This window comes from Pantoea sp. OXWO6B1 (assembly GCF_001641135.1).
GTDB classification, from domain to species: domain Bacteria; phylum Pseudomonadota; class Gammaproteobacteria; order Enterobacterales; family Enterobacteriaceae; genus Pantoea; species Pantoea allii.
Map to the genome: position 1 here is coordinate 1,543,314 of NZ_LWLR01000001.1, position 19,977 is coordinate 1,563,290.

At 52.8% G+C, this 19,977-nt stretch carries 16 protein-coding genes; all 16 read left to right on the plus strand.

All coding sequences use genetic code 11. The features are described 5' to 3' along the window. The first annotated feature begins 36 nt into the window (after positions 1-36). The 16 genes from pyrH (at position 37) to A6A26_RS09380 (ending at position 19,967) form a co-directional block, all read left to right on the plus strand. A complete protein-coding gene (gene pyrH / locus A6A26_RS09305) occupies positions 37-762 on the plus strand; it encodes a UMP kinase (protein ID WP_063878473.1) in 726 nt (241 codons plus the stop codon). Between the two features lie 143 nt (positions 763-905). Next, positions 906-1,463: a ribosome recycling factor gene (gene frr, locus A6A26_RS09310; protein WP_063878474.1), complete on the plus strand. Its 558-nt coding sequence runs from the start codon at positions 906-908 to the stop codon at positions 1,461-1,463. Positions 1,464-1,572: 109 nt separating this feature from the next. Continuing rightward, the gene (gene ispC / locus A6A26_RS09315; RefSeq protein WP_109718262.1) at positions 1,573-2,769 is read left to right on the plus strand and encodes a 1-deoxy-D-xylulose-5-phosphate reductoisomerase; all 1,197 of its coding nucleotides are present in this window, start codon (positions 1,573-1,575) and stop codon (positions 2,767-2,769) included. Between the two features lie 177 nt (positions 2,770-2,946). Further along, entirely contained in the window at positions 2,947-3,699 is a 753-nt protein-coding gene (ispU, locus tag A6A26_RS09320) for a (2E,6E)-farnesyl-diphosphate-specific ditrans,polycis-undecaprenyl-diphosphate synthase (protein ID WP_013024690.1), read from the plus strand. A gap of 18 nt (positions 3,700-3,717) precedes the next feature. After that, entirely contained in the window at positions 3,718-4,575 is an 858-nt protein-coding gene (gene cdsA, locus A6A26_RS09325) for a phosphatidate cytidylyltransferase (RefSeq protein WP_063878476.1), read from the plus strand. 12 nt (positions 4,576-4,587) lie between these two features. Further along, positions 4,588-5,937: a sigma E protease regulator RseP gene (gene rseP / locus A6A26_RS09330; RefSeq protein WP_063878477.1), complete on the plus strand. Its 1,350-nt coding sequence runs from the start codon at positions 4,588-4,590 to the stop codon at positions 5,935-5,937. 51 nt (positions 5,938-5,988) lie between these two features. Continuing rightward, positions 5,989-8,400 carry an outer membrane protein assembly factor BamA gene (gene bamA, locus A6A26_RS09335; RefSeq protein WP_063878478.1) on the plus strand — a complete coding sequence of 804 codons (2,412 nt, stop codon included), beginning with the start codon at positions 5,989-5,991 and terminating at the stop codon, positions 8,398-8,400. A 96-nt stretch (positions 8,401-8,496) separates the two neighbouring features. Then, positions 8,497-8,997 (plus strand): OmpH family outer membrane protein, encoded by a 501-nt coding sequence (locus A6A26_RS09340; protein ID WP_063878479.1) that lies wholly within the window; start codon positions 8,497-8,499, stop codon positions 8,995-8,997. 3 nt (positions 8,998-9,000) lie between these two features. After that, positions 9,001-10,026, plus strand: coding sequence for a UDP-3-O-(3-hydroxymyristoyl)glucosamine N-acyltransferase (gene lpxD / locus A6A26_RS09345; RefSeq protein WP_063878480.1), 1,026 nt, complete (start codon positions 9,001-9,003; stop codon positions 10,024-10,026). Between the two features lie 153 nt (positions 10,027-10,179). Next, positions 10,180-10,635, plus strand: coding sequence for a 3-hydroxyacyl-ACP dehydratase FabZ (fabZ, locus tag A6A26_RS09350; RefSeq protein ID WP_063878481.1), 456 nt, complete (start codon positions 10,180-10,182; stop codon positions 10,633-10,635). Positions 10,636-10,638: 3 nt separating this feature from the next. After that, entirely contained in the window at positions 10,639-11,427 is a 789-nt protein-coding gene (gene lpxA / locus A6A26_RS09355) for an acyl-ACP--UDP-N-acetylglucosamine O-acyltransferase (RefSeq protein WP_063878482.1), read from the plus strand. Between the two features lie 3 nt (positions 11,428-11,430). Beyond that, positions 11,431-12,579, plus strand: coding sequence for a lipid-A-disaccharide synthase (gene lpxB / locus A6A26_RS09360; RefSeq protein WP_063878483.1), 1,149 nt, complete (start codon positions 11,431-11,433; stop codon positions 12,577-12,579). Beyond that, positions 12,572-13,198, plus strand: coding sequence for a ribonuclease HII (gene rnhB / locus A6A26_RS09365; RefSeq protein ID WP_063878484.1), 627 nt, complete (start codon positions 12,572-12,574; stop codon positions 13,196-13,198). Before lpxB ends, rnhB begins: the two co-directional genes overlap by 8 nt. A gap of 28 nt (positions 13,199-13,226) precedes the next feature. Then, positions 13,227-16,709, plus strand: coding sequence for a DNA polymerase III subunit alpha (gene dnaE / locus A6A26_RS09370; RefSeq protein WP_063878485.1), 3,483 nt, complete (start codon positions 13,227-13,229; stop codon positions 16,707-16,709). A gap of 12 nt (positions 16,710-16,721) precedes the next feature. Next, the gene (gene accA / locus A6A26_RS09375; RefSeq protein ID WP_063878486.1) at positions 16,722-17,678 is read left to right on the plus strand and encodes an acetyl-CoA carboxylase carboxyl transferase subunit alpha; all 957 of its coding nucleotides are present in this window, start codon (positions 16,722-16,724) and stop codon (positions 17,676-17,678) included. Positions 17,679-17,801: 123 nt separating this feature from the next. After that, the gene (locus tag A6A26_RS09380; RefSeq protein ID WP_063878487.1) at positions 17,802-19,967 is read left to right on the plus strand and encodes a lysine decarboxylase LdcC; all 2,166 of its coding nucleotides are present in this window, start codon (positions 17,802-17,804) and stop codon (positions 19,965-19,967) included. Positions 19,968-19,977 lie beyond the last annotated feature (10 nt).

Here is a 19,977-nt window from a genome sequence, read left to right on the forward strand (position 1 = left end):
CTTCTCATTCATCATATCTTCCAGGAAGAATTGACCATGGCGACCAACGCAAAACCTGTTTATCAACGTATCCTGCTCAAACTCAGCGGCGAAGCACTCCAGGGTGCAGAGGGTTTTGGTATCGACGCGAGCGTGCTTGACCGCATGGCTCAGGAAGTCAAAGAGCTGGTCGAGCTGGGTATCCAGGTGGGCGTTGTGATTGGCGGCGGTAACCTGTTCCGTGGCGCCGGTCTGGCACAGGCAGGCATGAACCGCGTTGTGGGCGACCATATGGGGATGCTTGCGACGGTAATGAACGGCCTGGCGATGCGTGATGCACTGCACCGCGCGTACGTGAACGCCCGTCTGATGTCCGCCATTCCCCTGAACGGCGTTTGTGACAACTACAGTTGGGCAGAAGCCATCAGCCTGTTACGTAACAACCGCGTTGTCATCTTTTCTGCGGGTACCGGCAACCCGTTCTTTACGACGGATTCCGCTGCCTGTTTGCGTGGCATTGAAATCGAAGCGGATGTGGTGCTGAAAGCCACCAAAGTTGACGGTGTTTACTCGGCCGACCCCGTGAAGCAGCCCGATGCAACCCTGTACGAAAAACTGACTTATGCGGAAGTGCTGGATCAAGAGCTTAAAGTGATGGATCTCGCCGCGTTTACGCTGGCGCGCGATCACAAACTGCCAATCCGCGTTTTCAACATGAACAAGCCTGGCGCATTGCGTCGCGTAGTGATGGGTGAAAAAGAAGGTACCCTGATTACGCATTAATACCCGAGGCGAGATAAAATAAGGTATATTCTGTCAGTGCGGTATTGTTTAACCGTGCACCAGTCAGGATTATCGATGATTATCGATCCCGCTTCCGGTGATGCCGGAACTGGCCAGGTCAAACCGAATCCAAGGGTTTTAACGTGATTAACGACATTAAAAAAGATGCTGACACGCGCATGGACAAATGCGTCGAAGCATTCAAAACCACTATCAGCAAGGTACGCACAGGTCGTGCTTCACCTTCACTGCTCGACGGCATTATCGTTGAATATTACGGTACGCCGACGCCACTGCGTCAGCTGGCTTCCGTCACCGTTGAAGACTCCCGTACGCTGAAAATCAACGTGTTTGATCGCTCTCTCGGCCCGGCCGTAGAAAAAGCGATTATGGCATCCGATCTTGGACTTAACCCGAACTCAGCGGGTGCGGACATTCGTGTTCCACTGCCTGCGCTGACGGAAGAGCGTCGTAAAGATCTGATTAAAATCGTACGCGGTGAAGCAGAGCAGGGACGTGTATCCGTACGTAACGTCCGTCGCGACGCCAACGATAAAATCAAAGCGTTGCTGAAAGATAAAGAAATCAGCGAAGACGACGAACGTCGTGCGCAGGACGAAATCCAGAAAATGACCGATGTGCACATCAAGAAAGTTGATGCTGCATTGGCCGAAAAAGAAACGGAGTTGATGGACTTCTGATTCCATCATCACCGATTAAAACGCCGTACAGAGAGGCCTTCTGACAGAAGGCCACCTCTGGCGGCGTTTTACATTGTGCCCCACGTTTTACCTTTACATGGACAGCATTATGAAGCGATTAACTCTGCTCGGTTCTACCGGTTCGGTAGGCACCAGTACGCTGGCAGTGGTCAGTGCCAATCCCACGCTTTACCAGGTCACGGCGCTGGTGGCGGGTAAAAATGTGGCTCTAATGGCGGAGCAGTGCGTGCAGTTCCAACCGCGCTATGCGGCAATGGCAGATGAAGAGTCCGCCGCCGCGCTACGTGAGCGACTGAGAGCATTAAAGATCAATACTGAAGTGCTCTCCGGCGTTCAGGCAGCCTGTGAACTGGCAGCATTAGATGACGTTGACCAGGTGATGGCGGCGATTGTGGGTGCCTCAGGGTTATTACCGACATTGGCAGCGATTCGCGCGGGTAAAACCGTCTTGCTGGCTAACAAAGAATCACTGGTGACCTGCGGCCGTTTATTTATGGAGGCGGTGCGCCAGCACAATGCCCAGCTGTTGCCGGTAGACAGCGAGCACAATGCGATTTTTCAGAGTTTGCCCGCTACCATCCAGCATCAGTTAGGTTACGCTGACCTGCAGAATAACGGCATTGAGTCGATTATTCTTACGGGATCGGGTGGCCCTTTTCGTGACACAAATTTAGCGGATCTGAGCAGCATGTCGCCAGATCAGGCCTGTGCACATCCGAACTGGTCAATGGGGCGTAAAATCTCTGTTGATTCGGCCACCATGATGAATAAAGGTCTTGAATACATTGAAGCTCGTTGGCTGTTTAATGCCAGCGCAGCGCAGATGGAAGTGATTTTGCACCCACAATCGGTGATCCACTCCATGGTGCGTTACTGCGATGGCAGCGTGCTGGCACAGTTAGGTTCGCCTGACATGCGAACACCTATCGCCCACAGTATGGCCTGGCCAGCGCGAATTCACGCTGGGGTCACACCGCTGGACTTTACCCGCATGTCGGCACTGACGTTCTCAGAACCTGATTTTGGCCGTTATCCCTGTCTGAAACTGGCGATTGATGCCTGCGAAGCCGGGCAGGCGGCGACCACCACGCTCAATGCGGCCAATGAGATAGCCGTGGCGGCTTTCCTGAATCAGCGAATTCGCTTTACGGATATTGCGGCGTTAAACAGTGCGGTGCTGTCAGCTCAGCAGTGTCAGGAACCGGACTCTGTGGACGCTGTCATCGAAATTGATCGTATCGCGCGGGCGGCGGCGACAGAAATGTTGCCACGTTACACGGTATAACAACGATTGCGTTGAGGCTATTTGTTCGCTTCAGGTGAAAATGTTATAGTCGCTGGCTCGCGTTTAACGGTCTGTCACCAAATTCGGTGTGGCCTGGCAGACAATGTCGGGATTTGTACCGGGCGCAATGTATTCAGAAACCACAGCATTTCTGATGAAAGGAATTGATTACGCGTTATGTCGTCTGAAAATCACAACAACACCGATGACCAACAGGGAACCGGTCCACGCCACGTCGCTATCATCATGGATGGCAACGGCCGCTGGGCTAAGAACCAGGGAAAACTGCGTATCTCCGGTCACAAAGCTGGCGTGAAATCAGTGCGCCGCGCCGTAAGCTTTGCCGTCAGCAATAATCTGGAAGCGTTAACGCTTTACGCCTTTAGTAGCGAAAACTGGAGCCGTCCAGCGCAGGAAGTGACTGCCTTGATGGAACTGTTTGTCTGGGCGCTGGATAGCGAAGTGAAAAGCCTGCACAAGCACAATGTCCGCTTACGCATCATTGGTGATATCAGCCGTTTCAGCCCGCGTATTCAGGAACGTGTCCGTCGTGCAGAAGCACTGACGGAGAATAACGATCGACTGACGCTGAACATTGCTGCTAACTACGGCGGGCGTTGGGATATTATCGAAGGCGTTAAAAAGTTGGCTGAGCAGGTTCAGGAAGGCTTGTTACGCCCTGACCAGATAACCGAAGAGAGTCTGACGTCTCAACTGTGCATGAACCAGTTAGCGCCAGTGGATTTAGTGATAAGGACCGGGGGAGAGCATCGGATTAGCAACTTCCTGTTGTGGCAAATTGCCTATGCGGAATTCTATTTTACTGATGTGCTTTGGCCGGATTTTGATGAACACGTTTTTGAAGGTGCACTGAATGCATTCTCTCTGCGGGAGCGACGCTTTGGCGGCGCTGCACCAGGCGGCGCCTGAGCAATCTGGGGGTAACCTTTGCTGAAGTCTCGTCTGATCACCGCGCTGATTCTTATCCCGCTGGTGATCGCTGCATTGTTCTGGTTACCGCCTGTTGGCTTTGCAATTATTACGATCATTATCTGCATGCTTGCCGCCTGGGAATGGGGGCAGCTTTCTGGTATGGCATCTCGTCAGCAACGTGTCTGGCTGGCACTGATATGCGGTCTGGTACTGACGCTGATGCTGTTGACCCTTCCTCCTTACGAACATAATGCGCATCTGCCGCAGGTGGCTGTCTGGCTGTGGGCCTCGCTGGCCTGGTGGATCGGTGCGTTACTACTGGTTCTGTTTTATCCTGCCTCTGCCGCAATATGGCGCCGCTCCCGGCCATTGCGCCTGTTGTTTGGCGCGCTAACGGTTATCCCTTTCTTCTGGGGCATGATGGCGCTCCGTCAATATCATTACGAAGCCGATCACTTTGCCGGTGCATGGTGGCTGCTGTTTGTCATGTTTCTCGTATGGGGCGCCGATTCGGGTGCCTATATGTTTGGCAAATTGTTTGGCAAACACAAACTGGCGCCGAAAGTCTCCCCGGGCAAAACATGGGAAGGCTTTCTGGGTGGACTGGTTTCTTCCGCGTTGATTGCGGTGCTGTTTGCCAGTTTTGCGCCGCTTTCCGTTCCTACCGGCACACTGGTGATATGTGCTGTGATGTCGACCCTTGCATCGGTACTGGGCGATCTCACTGAAAGCATGTTTAAACGCGAGGCCGGCATCAAAGACAGCGGCAACCTGATTCCGGGACATGGCGGTATTCTTGACCGCATCGACAGCCTGACAGCAGCAGTGCCGGTATTTGCCTGTTTATTGCTGTTGGTGTTTCAGACACTCTAAGGGCAAACAACGATGTTAAGCGTAATCTGGAGTTTTGCCGCATTTATCGTTGCACTGGGCGTACTCATCACCGTGCATGAATTTGGTCACTTTTGGGTGGCGCGGCGTTGCGGTGTGAAAGTAGAGCGCTTTTCGATCGGGTTTGGCAAAGCGTTATGGCAACGACGCGACCGTCACGGTACCGAATTTGTCATCGCCCTTATTCCTCTTGGCGGTTACGTCAAAATGCTGGATGAGCGGGTTGAAAGCGTGCCCGCTGAGCTTCGGCATCAGGCATTTAACAATAAAGCCATCTGGCAGCGCGCTTCGATTATTGCGGCGGGCCCGATTGCCAACTTCCTGTTCGCTATCTTTGCCTATTGGGTTGTGTTTATCCATGGCGTGCCCGGTATAAAACCGGTTATTGGTGAAATTCTGAACGGTTCGGTGGCGGCAGAAGCGCAAATTACACCCGGTACGGAACTTAAGGCCGTTGACGGTATCGAAACGCCTGATTGGGAAGCTGTCCGCATGGCGCTCATCGGTAAAATCGGTGATGCCAGCACCACGCTAACGGTGAGCCAGTTTGGCGAGCAGGGGACGCAGCAGAAGCAGGTCGATTTGCGCAACTGGCAGTTCGAGCCTGATAAGCAGGACCCGGTCGTGGCGCTGGGGATTCGTCCTCGTGGGCCGCAGATTGAAACGACCCTGGCTGAAGTGCAAAAGAATTCGCCAGCCAGTGAAGCCGGTTTGCAAGCTGGCGACAGGATCGTTAAAGTCGATGGTCAGTTATTAACGCAATGGCAGCTTTTTGCCACTCAGGTTCGGGATAACCCTGGAAAAAGCATCGCTCTTGAGGTCGATCGTAACGGTGAAGCGGTGCAGTTAACCCTGACGCCGGAAGCGAAGCCTGGGAATACAGCGCAAGGATTCGCAGGGGTGATCCCCCGCGTTGTGCCATTGCCAGACGAGTACAAAACGGTAAGACAATATGGTGCGTTTTCAGCCATTGGTGAAGCCAGTGTAAAAACCTGGCAATTAATGAAGCTGACCGTTTCCATGTTGGGCAAGTTAATAACCGGTGATGTGAAGTTGAACAACCTGAGCGGCCCGATTTCGATTGCGCAAGGTGCAGGTTTGTCAGCTGAGTACGGAATGATTTACTACCTGATGTTCCTGGCGTTGATTAGCGTCAACTTAGGAATTATCAACCTGTTCCCGCTACCGGTTTTAGATGGTGGGCACTTGCTCTTCCTTGCGATCGAAAAGATTAAAGGTGGACCGGTGTCCGAGCGAGTTCAAGACTTTAGTTACCGCATCGGTTCAATACTGCTGGTGATGTTAATGGGGCTTGCACTTTTCAATGATTTCTCACGTTTGTAACCGCTGGAACGCGAGCTTGCGTGGGATGTGTTAGGAAAACGCATAATAACGATGGCGATGAAAAAGTTGCTCATAGCGTCGCTGCTGTTTAGCAGCGCCACCGTTTACGGTGCAGACGATTTCGTGGTGAAGGACATTCATTTCGAAGGGCTGCAGCGAGTCGCCGTTGGCGCGGCTCTGCTGAGCATGCCAGTTCGGGTTGGCGATACGGTGAATGACGATGACGTCAGAAATACCATTCGCTCCCTGTTCGCAACTGGCAACTTTGAGGATGTTCAGGTCCTGCGAGATGGTAATACGCTGATTGTTCAGGTCAAAGAACGTCCCACCATCGCCAGCATTACCTTTAGCGGTAACAAAGCGGTTAAAGACGATCAGCTCAAACAAAACCTTGAAGCCTCAGGCGTGCGCGTCGGCGAAGCGCTGGACCGCACCACCATCTCTTCTATCGAGAAGGGACTGGAGGACTTCTACTACAGCGTGGGCAAATATACCGCCAGCGTTAAAGCCGTGGTCACGCCGCTGCCGCGTAACCGCGTCGATTTGAAACTGGTGTTTACCGAAGGTGTTTCTGCAAAGATTCAGCAGATCAACATTGTAGGTAACAAAGCGTTTAGCTCAGATGAGTTGATTTCTCGCTTCCAGTTGCGCGACGACGTGCCGTGGTGGAACGTCGTGGGTGACCGTAAATACCAGAAGCAGAAACTGGCGGGTGATCTTGAAACCCTGCGCAGCTTCTATCTGGATCGCGGTTATGCCCGTTTCAACATTGATTCGACGCAGGTCAGCCTGACGCCGGACAAGAAAGGCATCTACATCACCGTTAACATTAACGAAGGCGATCAGTACAAGATTGCTGGCGTTATCGTCAACGGCAGCATGGCAGGCCATTCGGCTGAAATCGAACATCTGACAAAAATACCGGCGGGCGAGCTGTATAACGGCACGAAAGTCACGTCGATGGAAGATGATATCAAGAAGCTGCTGGGCCGTTATGGCTACGCTTATCCCCGCGTTGTGACGCAGCCTGAAATTAACGATGCCGATAAAACCGTTAAGCTGCATATCAACGTCGATGCGGGCAACCGTTACTACGTGCGTAAAGTGCGCTTCGAAGGTAATGACACATCGAAAGATGCCGTCTTGCGTCGTGAAATGCGTCAGATGGAAGGTGCCTGGCTGGGCAGCGACCTGGTCGATCAGGGCAAAGAGCGTCTGAACCGTACGGGTTATTTCGAAACCGTTGATGTCGATACGCAGCGTGTACCAGGTTCACCTGACCAGGTTGACGTGGTGTATAAAGTCAAAGAGCGTAACACCGGTACCTTTAACTTTGGTGTGGGCTACGGTACGGAAAGTGGCGTCAGCTTCCAGGTCGGCGTAACTCAGGATAACTGGCTCGGTACCGGTAATACCGTAGGTATCAGCGGGACCAAAAACGACTATCAGACCTATGCAGAATTCTCTCTGACCGATCCTTACTTCACCGTTGACGGTGTGAGTCTGGGCGGCCGGGTGTTCTACAACAACTTTAAAGCCAGCAACGCGGATCTCTCCGGCTATACCAACAGAAGTTATGGTACAGACGGGACATTGGGCTTCCCAATCAATGAGAACAACTCGCTGCGCGTCGGTCTGGGCTATGTCCATAACGACCTGTCAGACATGCGTCCGCAGGTTGCGATGTGGCGCTATCTCGACTCGGTTGGTAAGCCACAGCAGTTGAACAGCAATGGTGACTTCTCGGCTGATGACTTCACCTTTAACTATGGCTGGACATACAACACGCTGGACCGTGGTTTCTTTGCCACCTCAGGTAACCGTACTAACCTGAACGGCAAGGTCACGATTCCGGGTTCTGACAACCAGTTCTACAAAATGACCTTAGACAGTCAGCAGTATGTTCCCATCAATAAAGATCATACCTGGGTTGTCTTAGGCCGTGGTCGTGTTGGTTATGGCGATGGACTCAGCGGTAAAGAGATGCCGTTCTATGAGAACTTCTATGCCGGTGGCTCCAGTACCGTGCGTGGCTTCCAGTCCAACACCATTGGTCCTAAAGCGGCTTACCTGAACGATGGCTCTTCATTCTGTAACCTGAGCGATCCGAACGGTATTTGTAAGTCGAGTGATGCCATCGGTGGTAACGCCATGGCGATTGCCAGCCTCGAGCTGATCACGCCGACCCCGTTCCTGAGTGAGAAATATGCTAACTCAGTTCGTACCTCGCTGTTTGTCGATGCAGGTACGGTCTGGGATACCAAATGGCAGAACACGGCGGAAACGCGTGCTGCTGGCATTCCTGACTACAGCGATCCGAACAATATTCGCGTTTCGACCGGTGTATCTTTACAGTGGATGTCGCCGCTGGGGCCGTTGGTATTCTCTTACGCCCAGCCGATCAAGAAAGTTGATGGAGATAAGTCAGAGCAGTTCCAGTTTAACATTGGTAAAACCTGGTAATGCTCTACACAGGGATGTGAAAAAATTAGCTTGCAGGCGTGGCGCATTGCTATGCTCCACGCTGCAAACATACATGTTGAGGGTAAGGAGTTTATAGTGAAAAAGTTGTTATGTGCAGTTACTCTGGGTGTTGCATTGGCTGCTTCTGCTGGCGCACAGGCGGCGGACAAAGTCGCAACTGTTGATCTGAGCCAGGTTTTCCAGAAATCACCTCAGCGCGCGACCATCACCAAACAGCTCGAGAGTGAGTTCCAGGGCCGCGCGGCAGAACTCCGTTCTCAGCACGATAAAATCCAGCAGGAAATGCAGGATCTGCAGCGTAATGCGCCAACCATGAAAGCCAGCGAGCGCAGCAAGAAAGAGAAGCAGATCACCGCTGAGCGTGATGCATTCCAGGTGAAAGCGGATGCGTTCGAAAAAGACAACCAGACGCGTCAGGTTCAGGAACGTAACAAGTTACTGGAAAAAATCCAGACCGCTGTTCAGTCTGTTGCCAAAAGCGGCGGTTATGACCTGGTGCTGAATTCTCAGGCTGTTCTGTATTCGGGTTCCGATGTTAAAGACATCACCGATGATGTTGTAAAGCAGGTTAAATAATCGATGTCATCAATTCGACTGGCTGATTTAGCCCAGCAGTTGGATGCAGAATTGCACGGAGATGGCGATATCGTCATCTCCGGCATTGCTTCTATGCAATCCGCCACCTCTGGTCAAATCACATTTCTTGCCAACAGCCGTTACCGCGAGCAGCTCGCCCTGATTCAGGCATCAGCCGTGGTGCTGACGGAAGCGGATCTGGAGTGGTGTAAAACCGCTGCGCTGGTGGTCAAAGACCCTTATCTCACCTATGCGCGCATGGCGCAGTTGCTGGATACGACGCCGCAGCCGGCGCAGAATATTGCACCCAGCGCCGTAATCGATTCCAGCGCCAGACTCGGTGAAAATGTCTCTGTCGGTGCGAATGCCGTTATTGAGTCCGATGTTGAGCTCGGTGATAACGTTGTCATCGGCGCAGGCTGCTTCGTCGGCAAAAAAACCCGTATCGGCAAGGGCTCGCGTTTATGGGCTAACGTCTCGGTTTACCATGAGGTGCAGATTGGTCAGGATTGTCTGATTCAGTCCGGTACCGTCATTGGTTCGGATGGGTTTGGTTATGCTAACGATCGCGGCAACTGGGTGAAAATACCGCAGTTGGGCTCCGTGGTGATTGGCGATCGGGTAGAAATTGGTGCCTGTACCACCATCGATCGTGGCGCTCTGGATAACACTCTGATCGGCAATGGTGTTATCATAGACAACCAGTGTCAGATTGCTCACAACGTGGTTATTGGCGACAATACTGCGGTTGCTGGCGGTGTGATCATGGCGGGTAGTTTGAAAATTGGTCGTTATTGTATGATTGGCGGTGCCAGCGTCATCAATGGCCATATGGAAATCTGTGACAAAGTGACCGTAACCGGCATGGGCATGGTTATGCGTCCGATAACAGAACCTGGTGTATACTCCTCAGGGATTCCATTACAGCCCAACAAAACCTGGCGCAAAACTGCAGCGTTGGTGATGAATATCGATGAAATAAGCAAACGCTTAAAAGCAATCGAGCGGAAAGTCGGTAAAGACGACTAAACGCCATCCCATGACTGACCGGCTTTCATAATAACAGTGTTAAGCAGGGAAGCCAGGCGCCACGGAACCTATTTGCGGCCTGCCAACGATCATGATGATCGGTGCAGGCCGTGTTATTGATGTCATCAGATTTTTTAGGACAGGAAGAGTATTTTGACTACTGAAACTCATACTCTGCAAATTGAAGAGATTTTAGAGCTGCTGCCGCATCGTTATCCGTTTCTGCTGGTAGACCGCGTGCTGGATTTTGAAGCAAACAAATATCTGCGCGCCGTGAAGAACGTCTCCTTTAACGAACCGTTTTTCCAGGGACATTTCCCTGGTAAACCGATTTTTCCCGGCGTGCTGATTCTGGAAGCGATGGCTCAGGCCACCGGCATTCTGGCATTCAAAAGCGTAGGTAAACTGGAGCCAGGCGAGCTTTATTATTTTGCTGGCATTGATAATGCCCGTTTCAAACGTCCGGTTGTACCGGGCGATCAAATGATCATGGAAGTGACCTTCGAGAAAACCCGTCGCGGTCTGACTCGCTTTACTGGCGTAGCGACTGTCGATGGTAAAATCGTCTGTGAAGCGACCATGATGTGTGCCCGTAGCCGGGAGGCATAATTCGTGATTGATCCAACCGCCAACATCCATCCCAGTTCAGTGATCGAAGACGGGGCAATTATTGGCCCTGGCGTGCATATTGGCCCTTTCTGTTTTATTGGGGCAAATGTCGAGATTGGTGAGGGAACCGTACTCAAGTCACACGTGGTGGTGAATGGCCATACGCGTATCGGCAAAGACAATCAGATCTATCAGTTCGCATCGATTGGCGAAGTGAATCAGGATTTGAAATACGCGGGTGAACCTACCCGGGTTGATATTGGCGACCGTAATCGCATCCGTGAAAGCGTGACGATTCATCGCGGTACGGCGCAGGGTATTAACACCACGACCATTGGTAGCGATAACCTGTTTATGGTGAATGCCCATATCGCCCATGACTGCGTGGTGGGTAACCGCTGTATTTTTGCCAATAACGCGACCCTGGGTGGGCATGTCACTGTGGATGATTTCGCTATCATTGGCGGCATGACGGCGGTGCATCAGTGGTGCACTATTGGTTCACATGTCATGATCGGCGGTTGTTCAGGCGTTGTTCAGGATGTCCCTCCGTATGTGATTGCGCAAGGCAACCATGCCACGCCATTCGGTATCAACATCGAAGGCCTGAAGCGCCGTGGCTTCAGCAAAGAAGCACTGCACGCTATCCGCAACGCCTACAAGTTACTTTATCGCAGCGGCAGAACGCTGGATGAAGTCAAACCGGAAATCGAAGCGATTGCTCAGCAGCACAGCGAAGTGCAGCCTTTCTTTGATTTCTTTGCCCGCTCAACACGTGGATTAATTCGCTAATTCATGTCAGCGCGTCCCCTTACGATAGCCCTGGTCGCCGGAGAAACCTCTGGCGACATTCTTGGCGCAGGCCTGATTCGGGCTTTAAAAGCCCGTCATCCTGATGCCCGCTTTATCGGTGTCGCTGGCCCGTTGATGCAGGCCGAAGGCTGTGAAGCCTGGTACGAGATGGAAGAACTGGCGGTAATGGGCATTGTTGAGGTGCTGGGGCGGTTGCGGCGTTTATTGACGATTCGCCGCGATTTGACCCAGCGCTTTATCTCGCTCAAACCTGACGTATTTGTTGGGATAGATGCGCCGGATTTTAACATCACGCTGGAAGGCAACCTCAAACGCGCAGGTATTCGCACCATTCATTACGTCAGTCCCTCTGTCTGGGCCTGGCGGCAAAAACGTGTGTTTAAAATTGGTCGCAACACCGATCTGGTGCTGGCGTTTCTGCCTTTTGAAAAAGCGTTTTACGACCGTTTTGACGTCCCCTGTCGCTTTATTGGACACACGATGGCCGATGCCATGCCGCTACAGCCCGATAAATCAGCGGCGCGCCGTCATCTGGGCATAGATGAGGATGCGCTCTGCCTTGCGTTGCTGCCGGGCAGTCGCGGTGCCGAAGTCGAAATGCTCAGTGCAGACTTCCTCAAAACGGCGCAACGGCTGCGCCAACATTATCCGTCGCTGGAAATTGTTGTGCCCTTGGTCAACGCTAAGCGCCGCGAGCAGTTTGAAAAAATCAAAGCGGAGGTTGCGCCTGAGCTGCCAATGCATCTGCTGGATGGACAGGGACGGGAAGCGATGGTGGCCAGTGATGCTGCACTGCTGGCGTCTGGCACGGCCGCGCTTGAGTGCATGCTGGCAAAATGTCCGATGGTTGTCGGCTACCGCATGAAGCCGTTCACCTTCTGGCTGGCTAAGCGACTGGTCAAGACTGACTACGTTTCGTTGCCAAACCTGTTGGCCGGGCGTGAATTGGTCAAAGAGCTGTTGCAGGATGAATGTCAGCCTGAAGCGCTGTCAGCCGCGCTGGACCCGTTGCTGCACGCCAGTAGCGAACGTGAAACGCTGCTGCATACTTTTTACGAACTGCATCAGCAGATTCGCTGGAACGCCGATGAACAAGCCGCAGATGCGGTGCTGGAGCTCGCCAATGGCTGATTTTATCTATCCTGCTGCCCGGTGCATTGCCGGTGTGGATGAAGTGGGCCGCGGGCCATTAGTGGGCGCGGTGGTGACCGCCGCCGTGATCCTCGATCCCGCCAACCCGATCCCCGGTCTGGCGGACTCCAAAAAACTGTCCGAAAAACGCCGCCTGGCGCTGTTTGATCAGATCAAAGAGAAAGCGCTCGCCTGGAGCCTGGGGCGCGCAGATCCAGAAGAGATCGACCGTCTTAATATCCTGCATGCCACCATGCTGGCAATGCAGCGCGCTGTGGCTGGCTTGCCGCTCACGCCAGACTTTGTGCTGATTGACGGCAATCGCTGCCCGGCGTTACCGATGCCTTCTCTGGCCGTGGTAAAAGGGGATAGCCTGGTCGCCGAAATCAGTGCCGCGTCCATCATTGCCAAAGTCACGCGCGATCGCGAAATGGCAGAACTGGATTTGTTGTTTCCCCAGTATGGTTTCGCGCAACATAAAGGTTATCCTACGGCGTTACATAGGGAAAAGTTAACGCAGTACGGTGCGACACCTCATCATCGGCGCAGCTTTGCGCCTGTGCGCAATGCGCTGATCGATGCCGACGTACTGGCGAGCAGCCTGACCACGCTGCGCTAATCCGACCTTGTTTTAACCGGAAACTGATATGGCCGAACCTCGTTTTATACATCTGCGCGTTCATAGCGACTATTCAATGGTCGACGGTCTGGCGAAAACTGGACCGTTGGTTAAGAAAGCGGCTGCGCTGGGTATGCCAGCCATTGCGATTACCGACTTCACCAACCTTTGCGGTCTGGTGAAATTTTACGGTGGTGCGCATAGCGCAGGGGTTAAACCAATTATCGGGGCAGATTTTAACGTTGCCAGCGAGTTAATGGGCGATGAACTGACCCAGATTACCGTGCTGGCGACCAATAACACCGGCTATCAAAATCTGACGCTGCTGATCTCTCGTGCTTACCAACGGGGATACGGTATTGCCGGCCCCATTATCGATCGCGACTGGCTGGCTGAACTGCAGGAAGGACTGATTCTGCTGTCAGGCGGGCGACGCGGGGATGTGGGCCGTAGCCTGCTGCGCGGTAACAGTACCCTGGTGTCGGACTGCCTGGCTTTCTACCAGCAACATTTTGCCGATCGCTATTTTCTGGAGTTGATCCGTACCGGTCGTCCTGACGAAGAGAGCTACCTGCATGCGGCGGTTGAGCTGGCGATTGCAGAAGGAATCCCGGTTGTTGCCACTAACGAAGTCTGCTTCATCAATGAAGAAGATTTCGATGCCCATGAGATCCGGGTTGCCATTCATGATGGTTACACGCTCGACGATCCTAAGCGTCCGCGCAACTACAGCCCTCAGCAATATATGCGCAGTGAAGAAGAGATGTGCGAGTTGTTCGCAGACATCCCGGAAGCGCTGGAAAACAGCGTAGAGATTGCTAAGCGTTGTAATGTGACGGTACGACTGGGTGAATACTTCCTGCCTCAGTTCCCTACCGGCGATATGACCACCGAAGACTTTCTGGTGGTGAAATCACGGGAAGGGCTGGAAGAGCGTCTGGCGATGCTGTTCCCTGACGAAGCCGAGCGCGCAGAGAAGCGTCCAGAATACGACGAGCGTCTTGAGGTCGAGCTTAACGTCATCAACCAGATGGGTTTTCCGGGCTACTTCCTGATCGTGATGGAATTTATCCAGTGGTCCAAAGACAATGGCGTGCCGGTCGGTCCGGGACGTGGTTCAGGTGCGGGATCGTTGGTGGCCTATGCACTCAAGATCACCGATCTTGATCCGCTGGAGTTTGACCTGCTGTTCGAACGCTTCCTGAACCCGGAACGTGTCTCCATGCCCGACTTCGACGTCGATTTCTGCATGGAAAAACGCGACCAGGTGATTGAACACGTTGCAGACATGTATGGCCGCGAAGCCGTGTCCCAGATCATCACCTTCGGAACGATGGCGGCGAAAGCGGTGATTCGGGATGTCGGTCGCGTACTCGGCCATCCTTATGGTTTCGTCGATCGTATTTCAAAACTGGTGCCGCCCGATCCCGGCATGACGCTGGAAAAAGCCTTTGCTGCGGAACCGCAACTGCCGGAAATCTATGAGGCAGATGAAGAGGTCAAAGCGCTGATCGATATGGCGCGCAAGCTGGAAGGGGTAACGCGCAACGCCGGTAAACATGCGGGCGGTGTGGTTATCGCGCCAACGAAAATCACCGATTTTGCGCCGCTTTATTGTGATGAAAACGGACAGTATCCGGTTACGCAGTTCGATAAAAATGATGTGGAATATGCCGGTCTGGTGAAGTTCGACTTCCTGGGACTACGCACGCTCACCATTATTGACTGGGCGCTGAAGATGATTAACCCGCGCCGTGAAAAGCAGGGTCTGCCGCCGATTGATATCGCCACCATCCCGCTGGAAGACAAAAAGAGCTTTGATATGCTGCAGCGCGCGGAGACCACGGCGGTCTTCCAGCTTGAATCGCGCGGCATGAAAGATCTGATTAAGCGCCTGAAACCTGACTGCTTCGAAGATATGATCGCTCTGGTGGCGCTGTTCCGCCCTGGCCCGTTGCAGTCGGGCATGGTGGATAACTTTATCGACCGTAAGCATGGTCGTGAAGCCATCTCCTATCCTGATATCCAGTGGCAGCATGAAAGCCTGAAGCCGGTGCTTGAGCCAACCTATGGCATCATCCTTTACCAGGAACAGGTCATGCAGATCGCCCAGGTCCTGTCAGGCTATACGCTTGGCGGGGCGGATATGCTGCGACGCGCCATGGGTAAAAAGAAACCCGAAGAGATGGCTGAGCAGCGCTCAATATTTAAAGACGGCGCGGAAACGATGGGCATCGACGGTGAACTGTCGATGAAAATCTTCGATCTGGTAGAGAAATTTGCTGGATACGGTTTTAACAAATCGCACTCTGCTGCTTATGCGCTGGTGTCCTACCAAACGCTGTGGCTGAAAGCGCATTACCCGGCTGAGTTTATGGCGGCGGTAATGACGGCCGATATGGACAACACCGAAAAAGTGGTTGGCCTGGTGGACGAATGCTGGCGCATGGGGCTGAAAGTCTTGCCGCCGGATATCAACTCAGGGCTGTATCAGTTCCACGTGAACGATGAAGGCGAGATCGTTTACGGCATTGGCGCGATTAAAGGCGTGGGTGAAGGCCCGATCGAAGCGATCATTGATGCGCGTAATGAGGGCGGTTACTTCCGTGAACTGTTCGATCTGTGCGCGCGCACCGACACCAAAAAGATCAACCGTCGGGTCATGGAAAAGCTGATCATGTCCGGTGCTTTTGATCGTCTGGGTCCGCATCGTGCTGCCTTGATGAGTGCGCTGAACGATGCGCTGAAAGCGGCGGATCAACATGCGAAAGCCGAAGCCATCGGCCAGGCGGATATGTTTGGCGTGCTGGCCGACGAGCCTGAACAGGTCGAACAGTCTTATGCCAGCGTTACGCCCTGGCCAGAACAGGTGCAGTTGGATGGTGAGCGAGAAACCCTTGGGTTGTATCTTACCGGCCATCCCATTAACCAGTATTTAAAAGAAATTGAGCGTTACGTTGGCGGGATGCGTTTGAAAGATATGCATCCTACCGATCGTGGTAAGATTACCGTCGCGGCAGGTCTGGTGATTGCGGCGCGTGTAATGGTGACCAAACGCGGCAACCGAATTGGTATTTGTACACTTGACGATCGCTCTGGTCGTCTCGAAGTCATGTTATTTACCGATGCGTTAGATAAATACCAGCAACTGCTGGAGAAAGACCGTATCCTGATCGTTAGCGGACAGGTCAGCTTTGATGACTTCAGCGGTGGGCTTAAAATGACCGCCCGGGAAGTCATGGACATCGACGAAGCGCGCGAAAAATACGCGCGTGGACTTGCTATCTCGCTGACGGACAGGCAAATTGATGACCAGCTATTAAACCGACTCCGTCAGTCCCTGGAACCTCATCGTTCAGGGACAATTCCGGTGCATCTCTACTATCAGAGAGCCGACGCGCGAGCGAAGCTACGCTTTGGTGCAGCGTGGCGAATTTCGCCCAGCGATCGTTTACTCAACGATTTGCGGTCGTTAATTGGGTCGGAGCAGGTGGAACTGGAGTTTGACTAAAACAGGAACATTATGAGTCTTAATTACCTGGATTTTGAACAGCCAATTGCAGAACTGGAAGCGAAAATTGATTCGCTTACCTCGATTGGTCGTCAGGACGATAAACACGTCAATCTCGACGAAGAAGTGAAGCGACTGCGCGAGAAAAGCGTTGAGCTGACCCGTAAAATCTTCGCCGATTTGGGCGCATGGCAGATTGCGCAACTGGCACGTCATCCATTACGTCCTTATACCTTTGATTACGTGCGCAATGCCTTTGACGATTTCGATGAGCTGGCGGGTGACCGTGCTTATGCGGATGACAAAGCCATTGTGGGCGGGATCGCGCGACTCGATGGTCGCCCGGTCATGATCATTGGTCACCAGAAAGGACGTGAAACCAAAGAGAAGATTCGCCGTAATTTTGGTATGCCAGCACCAGAAGGCTATCGCAAAGCGCTGCGCCTGATGGAAATGGCTGAACGCTTTAAGATGCCTATCCTCACCTTTATCGATACACCGGGTGCTTATCCCGGTGTCGGCGCGGAAGAGCGCGGTCAGTCTGAAGCGATTGCCCGTAATCTGCGGGAAATGTCAGGTCTGAAAGTGCCGGTGATTTGTACGGTCATCGGTGAAGGCGGTTCAGGTGGCGCGCTGGCGATTGGCGTTGGTGACAAAGTTAACATGCTCCAGTACAGCACGTATTCTGTCATCTCTCCGGAAGGCTGTGCCTCAATTCTGTGGAAAAGCGCCGATAAAGCGCCGCTGGCTGCAGAAGCGATGGGCATTACCGCTCCGCGTCTGAAAGAGCTAAAGCTGATTGATTCGGTTATCCCTGAGCCACTGGGCGGTGCACATCGTCACCCGGTTGAAATGGCACAGTCGCTGAAAAAGCAACTGTTGGCCGATCTGGCCGATCTGGAAGGACTCAGCACCGAAGAACTGTTAGATCGCCGTTATCAACGGCTGATGAGCTACGGTTACGCCTGATTCAGCCTCATCAAGCGCTAAAGCGGACTTCGGTCCGCTTTTTTTATGCCACTAATCTGACTGCAGTATAGCGGTATGATTCGCTATGCTTACTCAATGCCTCAACAATCAGGGAGATGTGCATTGAATATTCTGGCGATCATGGGCGCGCACGGCGTGTTTTTCAAAGATGAACCCTTACGCGAGCTGGAAGTCGCACTGAGTCAGCAAGGTTTTCAACTTATCCATCCCAAAAATCATGACGATTTGCTCAAGCTCATTGAGCATAATCCCCGAATCAGCGGTGTCATTTTTGACTGGGATGAGCACAACAGCCCGGAGCTGTGCGGCGAAATTAATCAGCTCAATGAACATCTGCCGCTGTATGCCTTTATCAATACCCATTCTCAGATGGATATCAGTATCAACGAAATGCGTTTGCCTCTGCATTTCTTTGAGTACGCGCTGAATGCCGCCGAGGATATCGCCTTACATATTCGCCAGTACACGGATGACTACCTCGACAACATCACACCGCCGTTAACCAAAGCGTTGTTTACCTATGTGAAAGAGGGGAAGTACACCTTCTGTACGCCAGGCCATATGGCCGGCACCGCCTTTCAGAAAAGCCCGGTCGGCTGTTTGTTCTATGACTTTTTTGGCGCTAATACGCTGAAGTCCGATATCTCCATTTCGGTAACGGAACTGGGCTCGCTGCTTGATCATACCGGGCCGCATCTCGACGCTGAGGAGTACATCGCCAGAACCTTTGGTGCAGAACAAAGTTATATGGTGACTAACGGTACCTCGACCTCGAATAAGATCGTGGGGATGTATGCGGCACCGGCAGGCAGCACCATACTGGTGGATCGCAACTGCCATAAATCGCTCACCCATCTGTTGATGATGAGCGATTTGATCCCTGTCTGGCTGAAACCGACACGCAACGCATTAGGCATTCTGGGCGGGATTCCGCAAAAAGAATTCACCCGTGCCAGCATCGAGCAGAAGGTCGCCGCCACGCCGCGCGCAAGCTGGCCGGTCCATGCGGTGATCACCAACTCGACCTATGATGGTTTGCTCTACAACACGCAATACATCAAACAAACGCTGGACGTGCCATCGATCCACTTTGATTCTGCCTGGGTTCCTTATACTAATTTCCATCCTATCTATGAGGGAAAAAGCGGCATGAGTGGCGAGCGGGTGCCGGGTAAAGTCTTTTATGAAACCCAGTCCACGCATAAACTGCTGGCAGCGTTTTCTCAGGCGTCGCTGATTCATATTAAAGGCGAGTATGACGAGCAGACGTTTAATGAAGCCTACATGATGCACACCACCACCTCACCCAACTACGCCATCGTTTCATCCATTGAGACGGCGGCGGCGATGCTGCGGGGGAATCCGGGTAAAAGGCTTATCAATCGCTCAGTGGAACGCGCACTGCACTTTCGTCGCGAGATACAGCGGTTGCGAGAGGAGTGCGACAGCTGGTTTTTTGATATCTGGCAGCCTGAACACGTCGATGAAGCCCAGTGCTGGCCGATCCAGCCGGGGGAAGAAGACTGGCATGGATTTACCCAGGCCGATCGCGATCATATGTACCTTGATCCGATCAAAGTGACCATTCTGACACCGGGCATGAGCGAGCTGGGCGAGATGGCAGAAGAGGGGATTCCGGCCGCGCTGGTGGCAAAATTTTTGGATGAGCGCGGGATTGTGGTTGAAAAAACCGGCCCTTACAATTTGCTGTTCCTCTTCAGCATCGGCATCGATAAAACCAAAGCGATGAGCGTGCTGCGGGGATTAACGGAATTTAAGCGCGCCTACGATCTCAATCTTCGGGTCAAAAATATGTTGCCGGATCTCTATGCGGAAGATCCTGATTTTTACCGTAACATGCGTATTCAGACGCTGGCGCAGGGGATTCATCGTCTCATCCAGCAACATGATCTACCCAGGCTCATGTTGAAAGCGTTTGATGTCTTACCCGAAATGAAAATGACGCCGCATCAGGCTTTTCAGCAGCAGGTCAAAGGCAATATTGAAACGGTGAGCATCAATGCGCTGGTGGGCCGTATCTCCGCCAACATGATCCTGCCTTATCCTCCCGGCGTTCCGCTGGTAATGCCCGGTGAAATGATTACAGAACAAAGCCGCGCCGTACTCGACTTCCTGTTAATGCTGTGTAGCATTGGACGCCATTATCCCGGCTTTGAGACAGATATTCACGGCGCGACCTTAACCGAAGAGGGTGAGTATCGGGTTCGTGTGCTGAAACAGGCTGAATACCAGGATATCAATGTTTAACAGGGAGCAA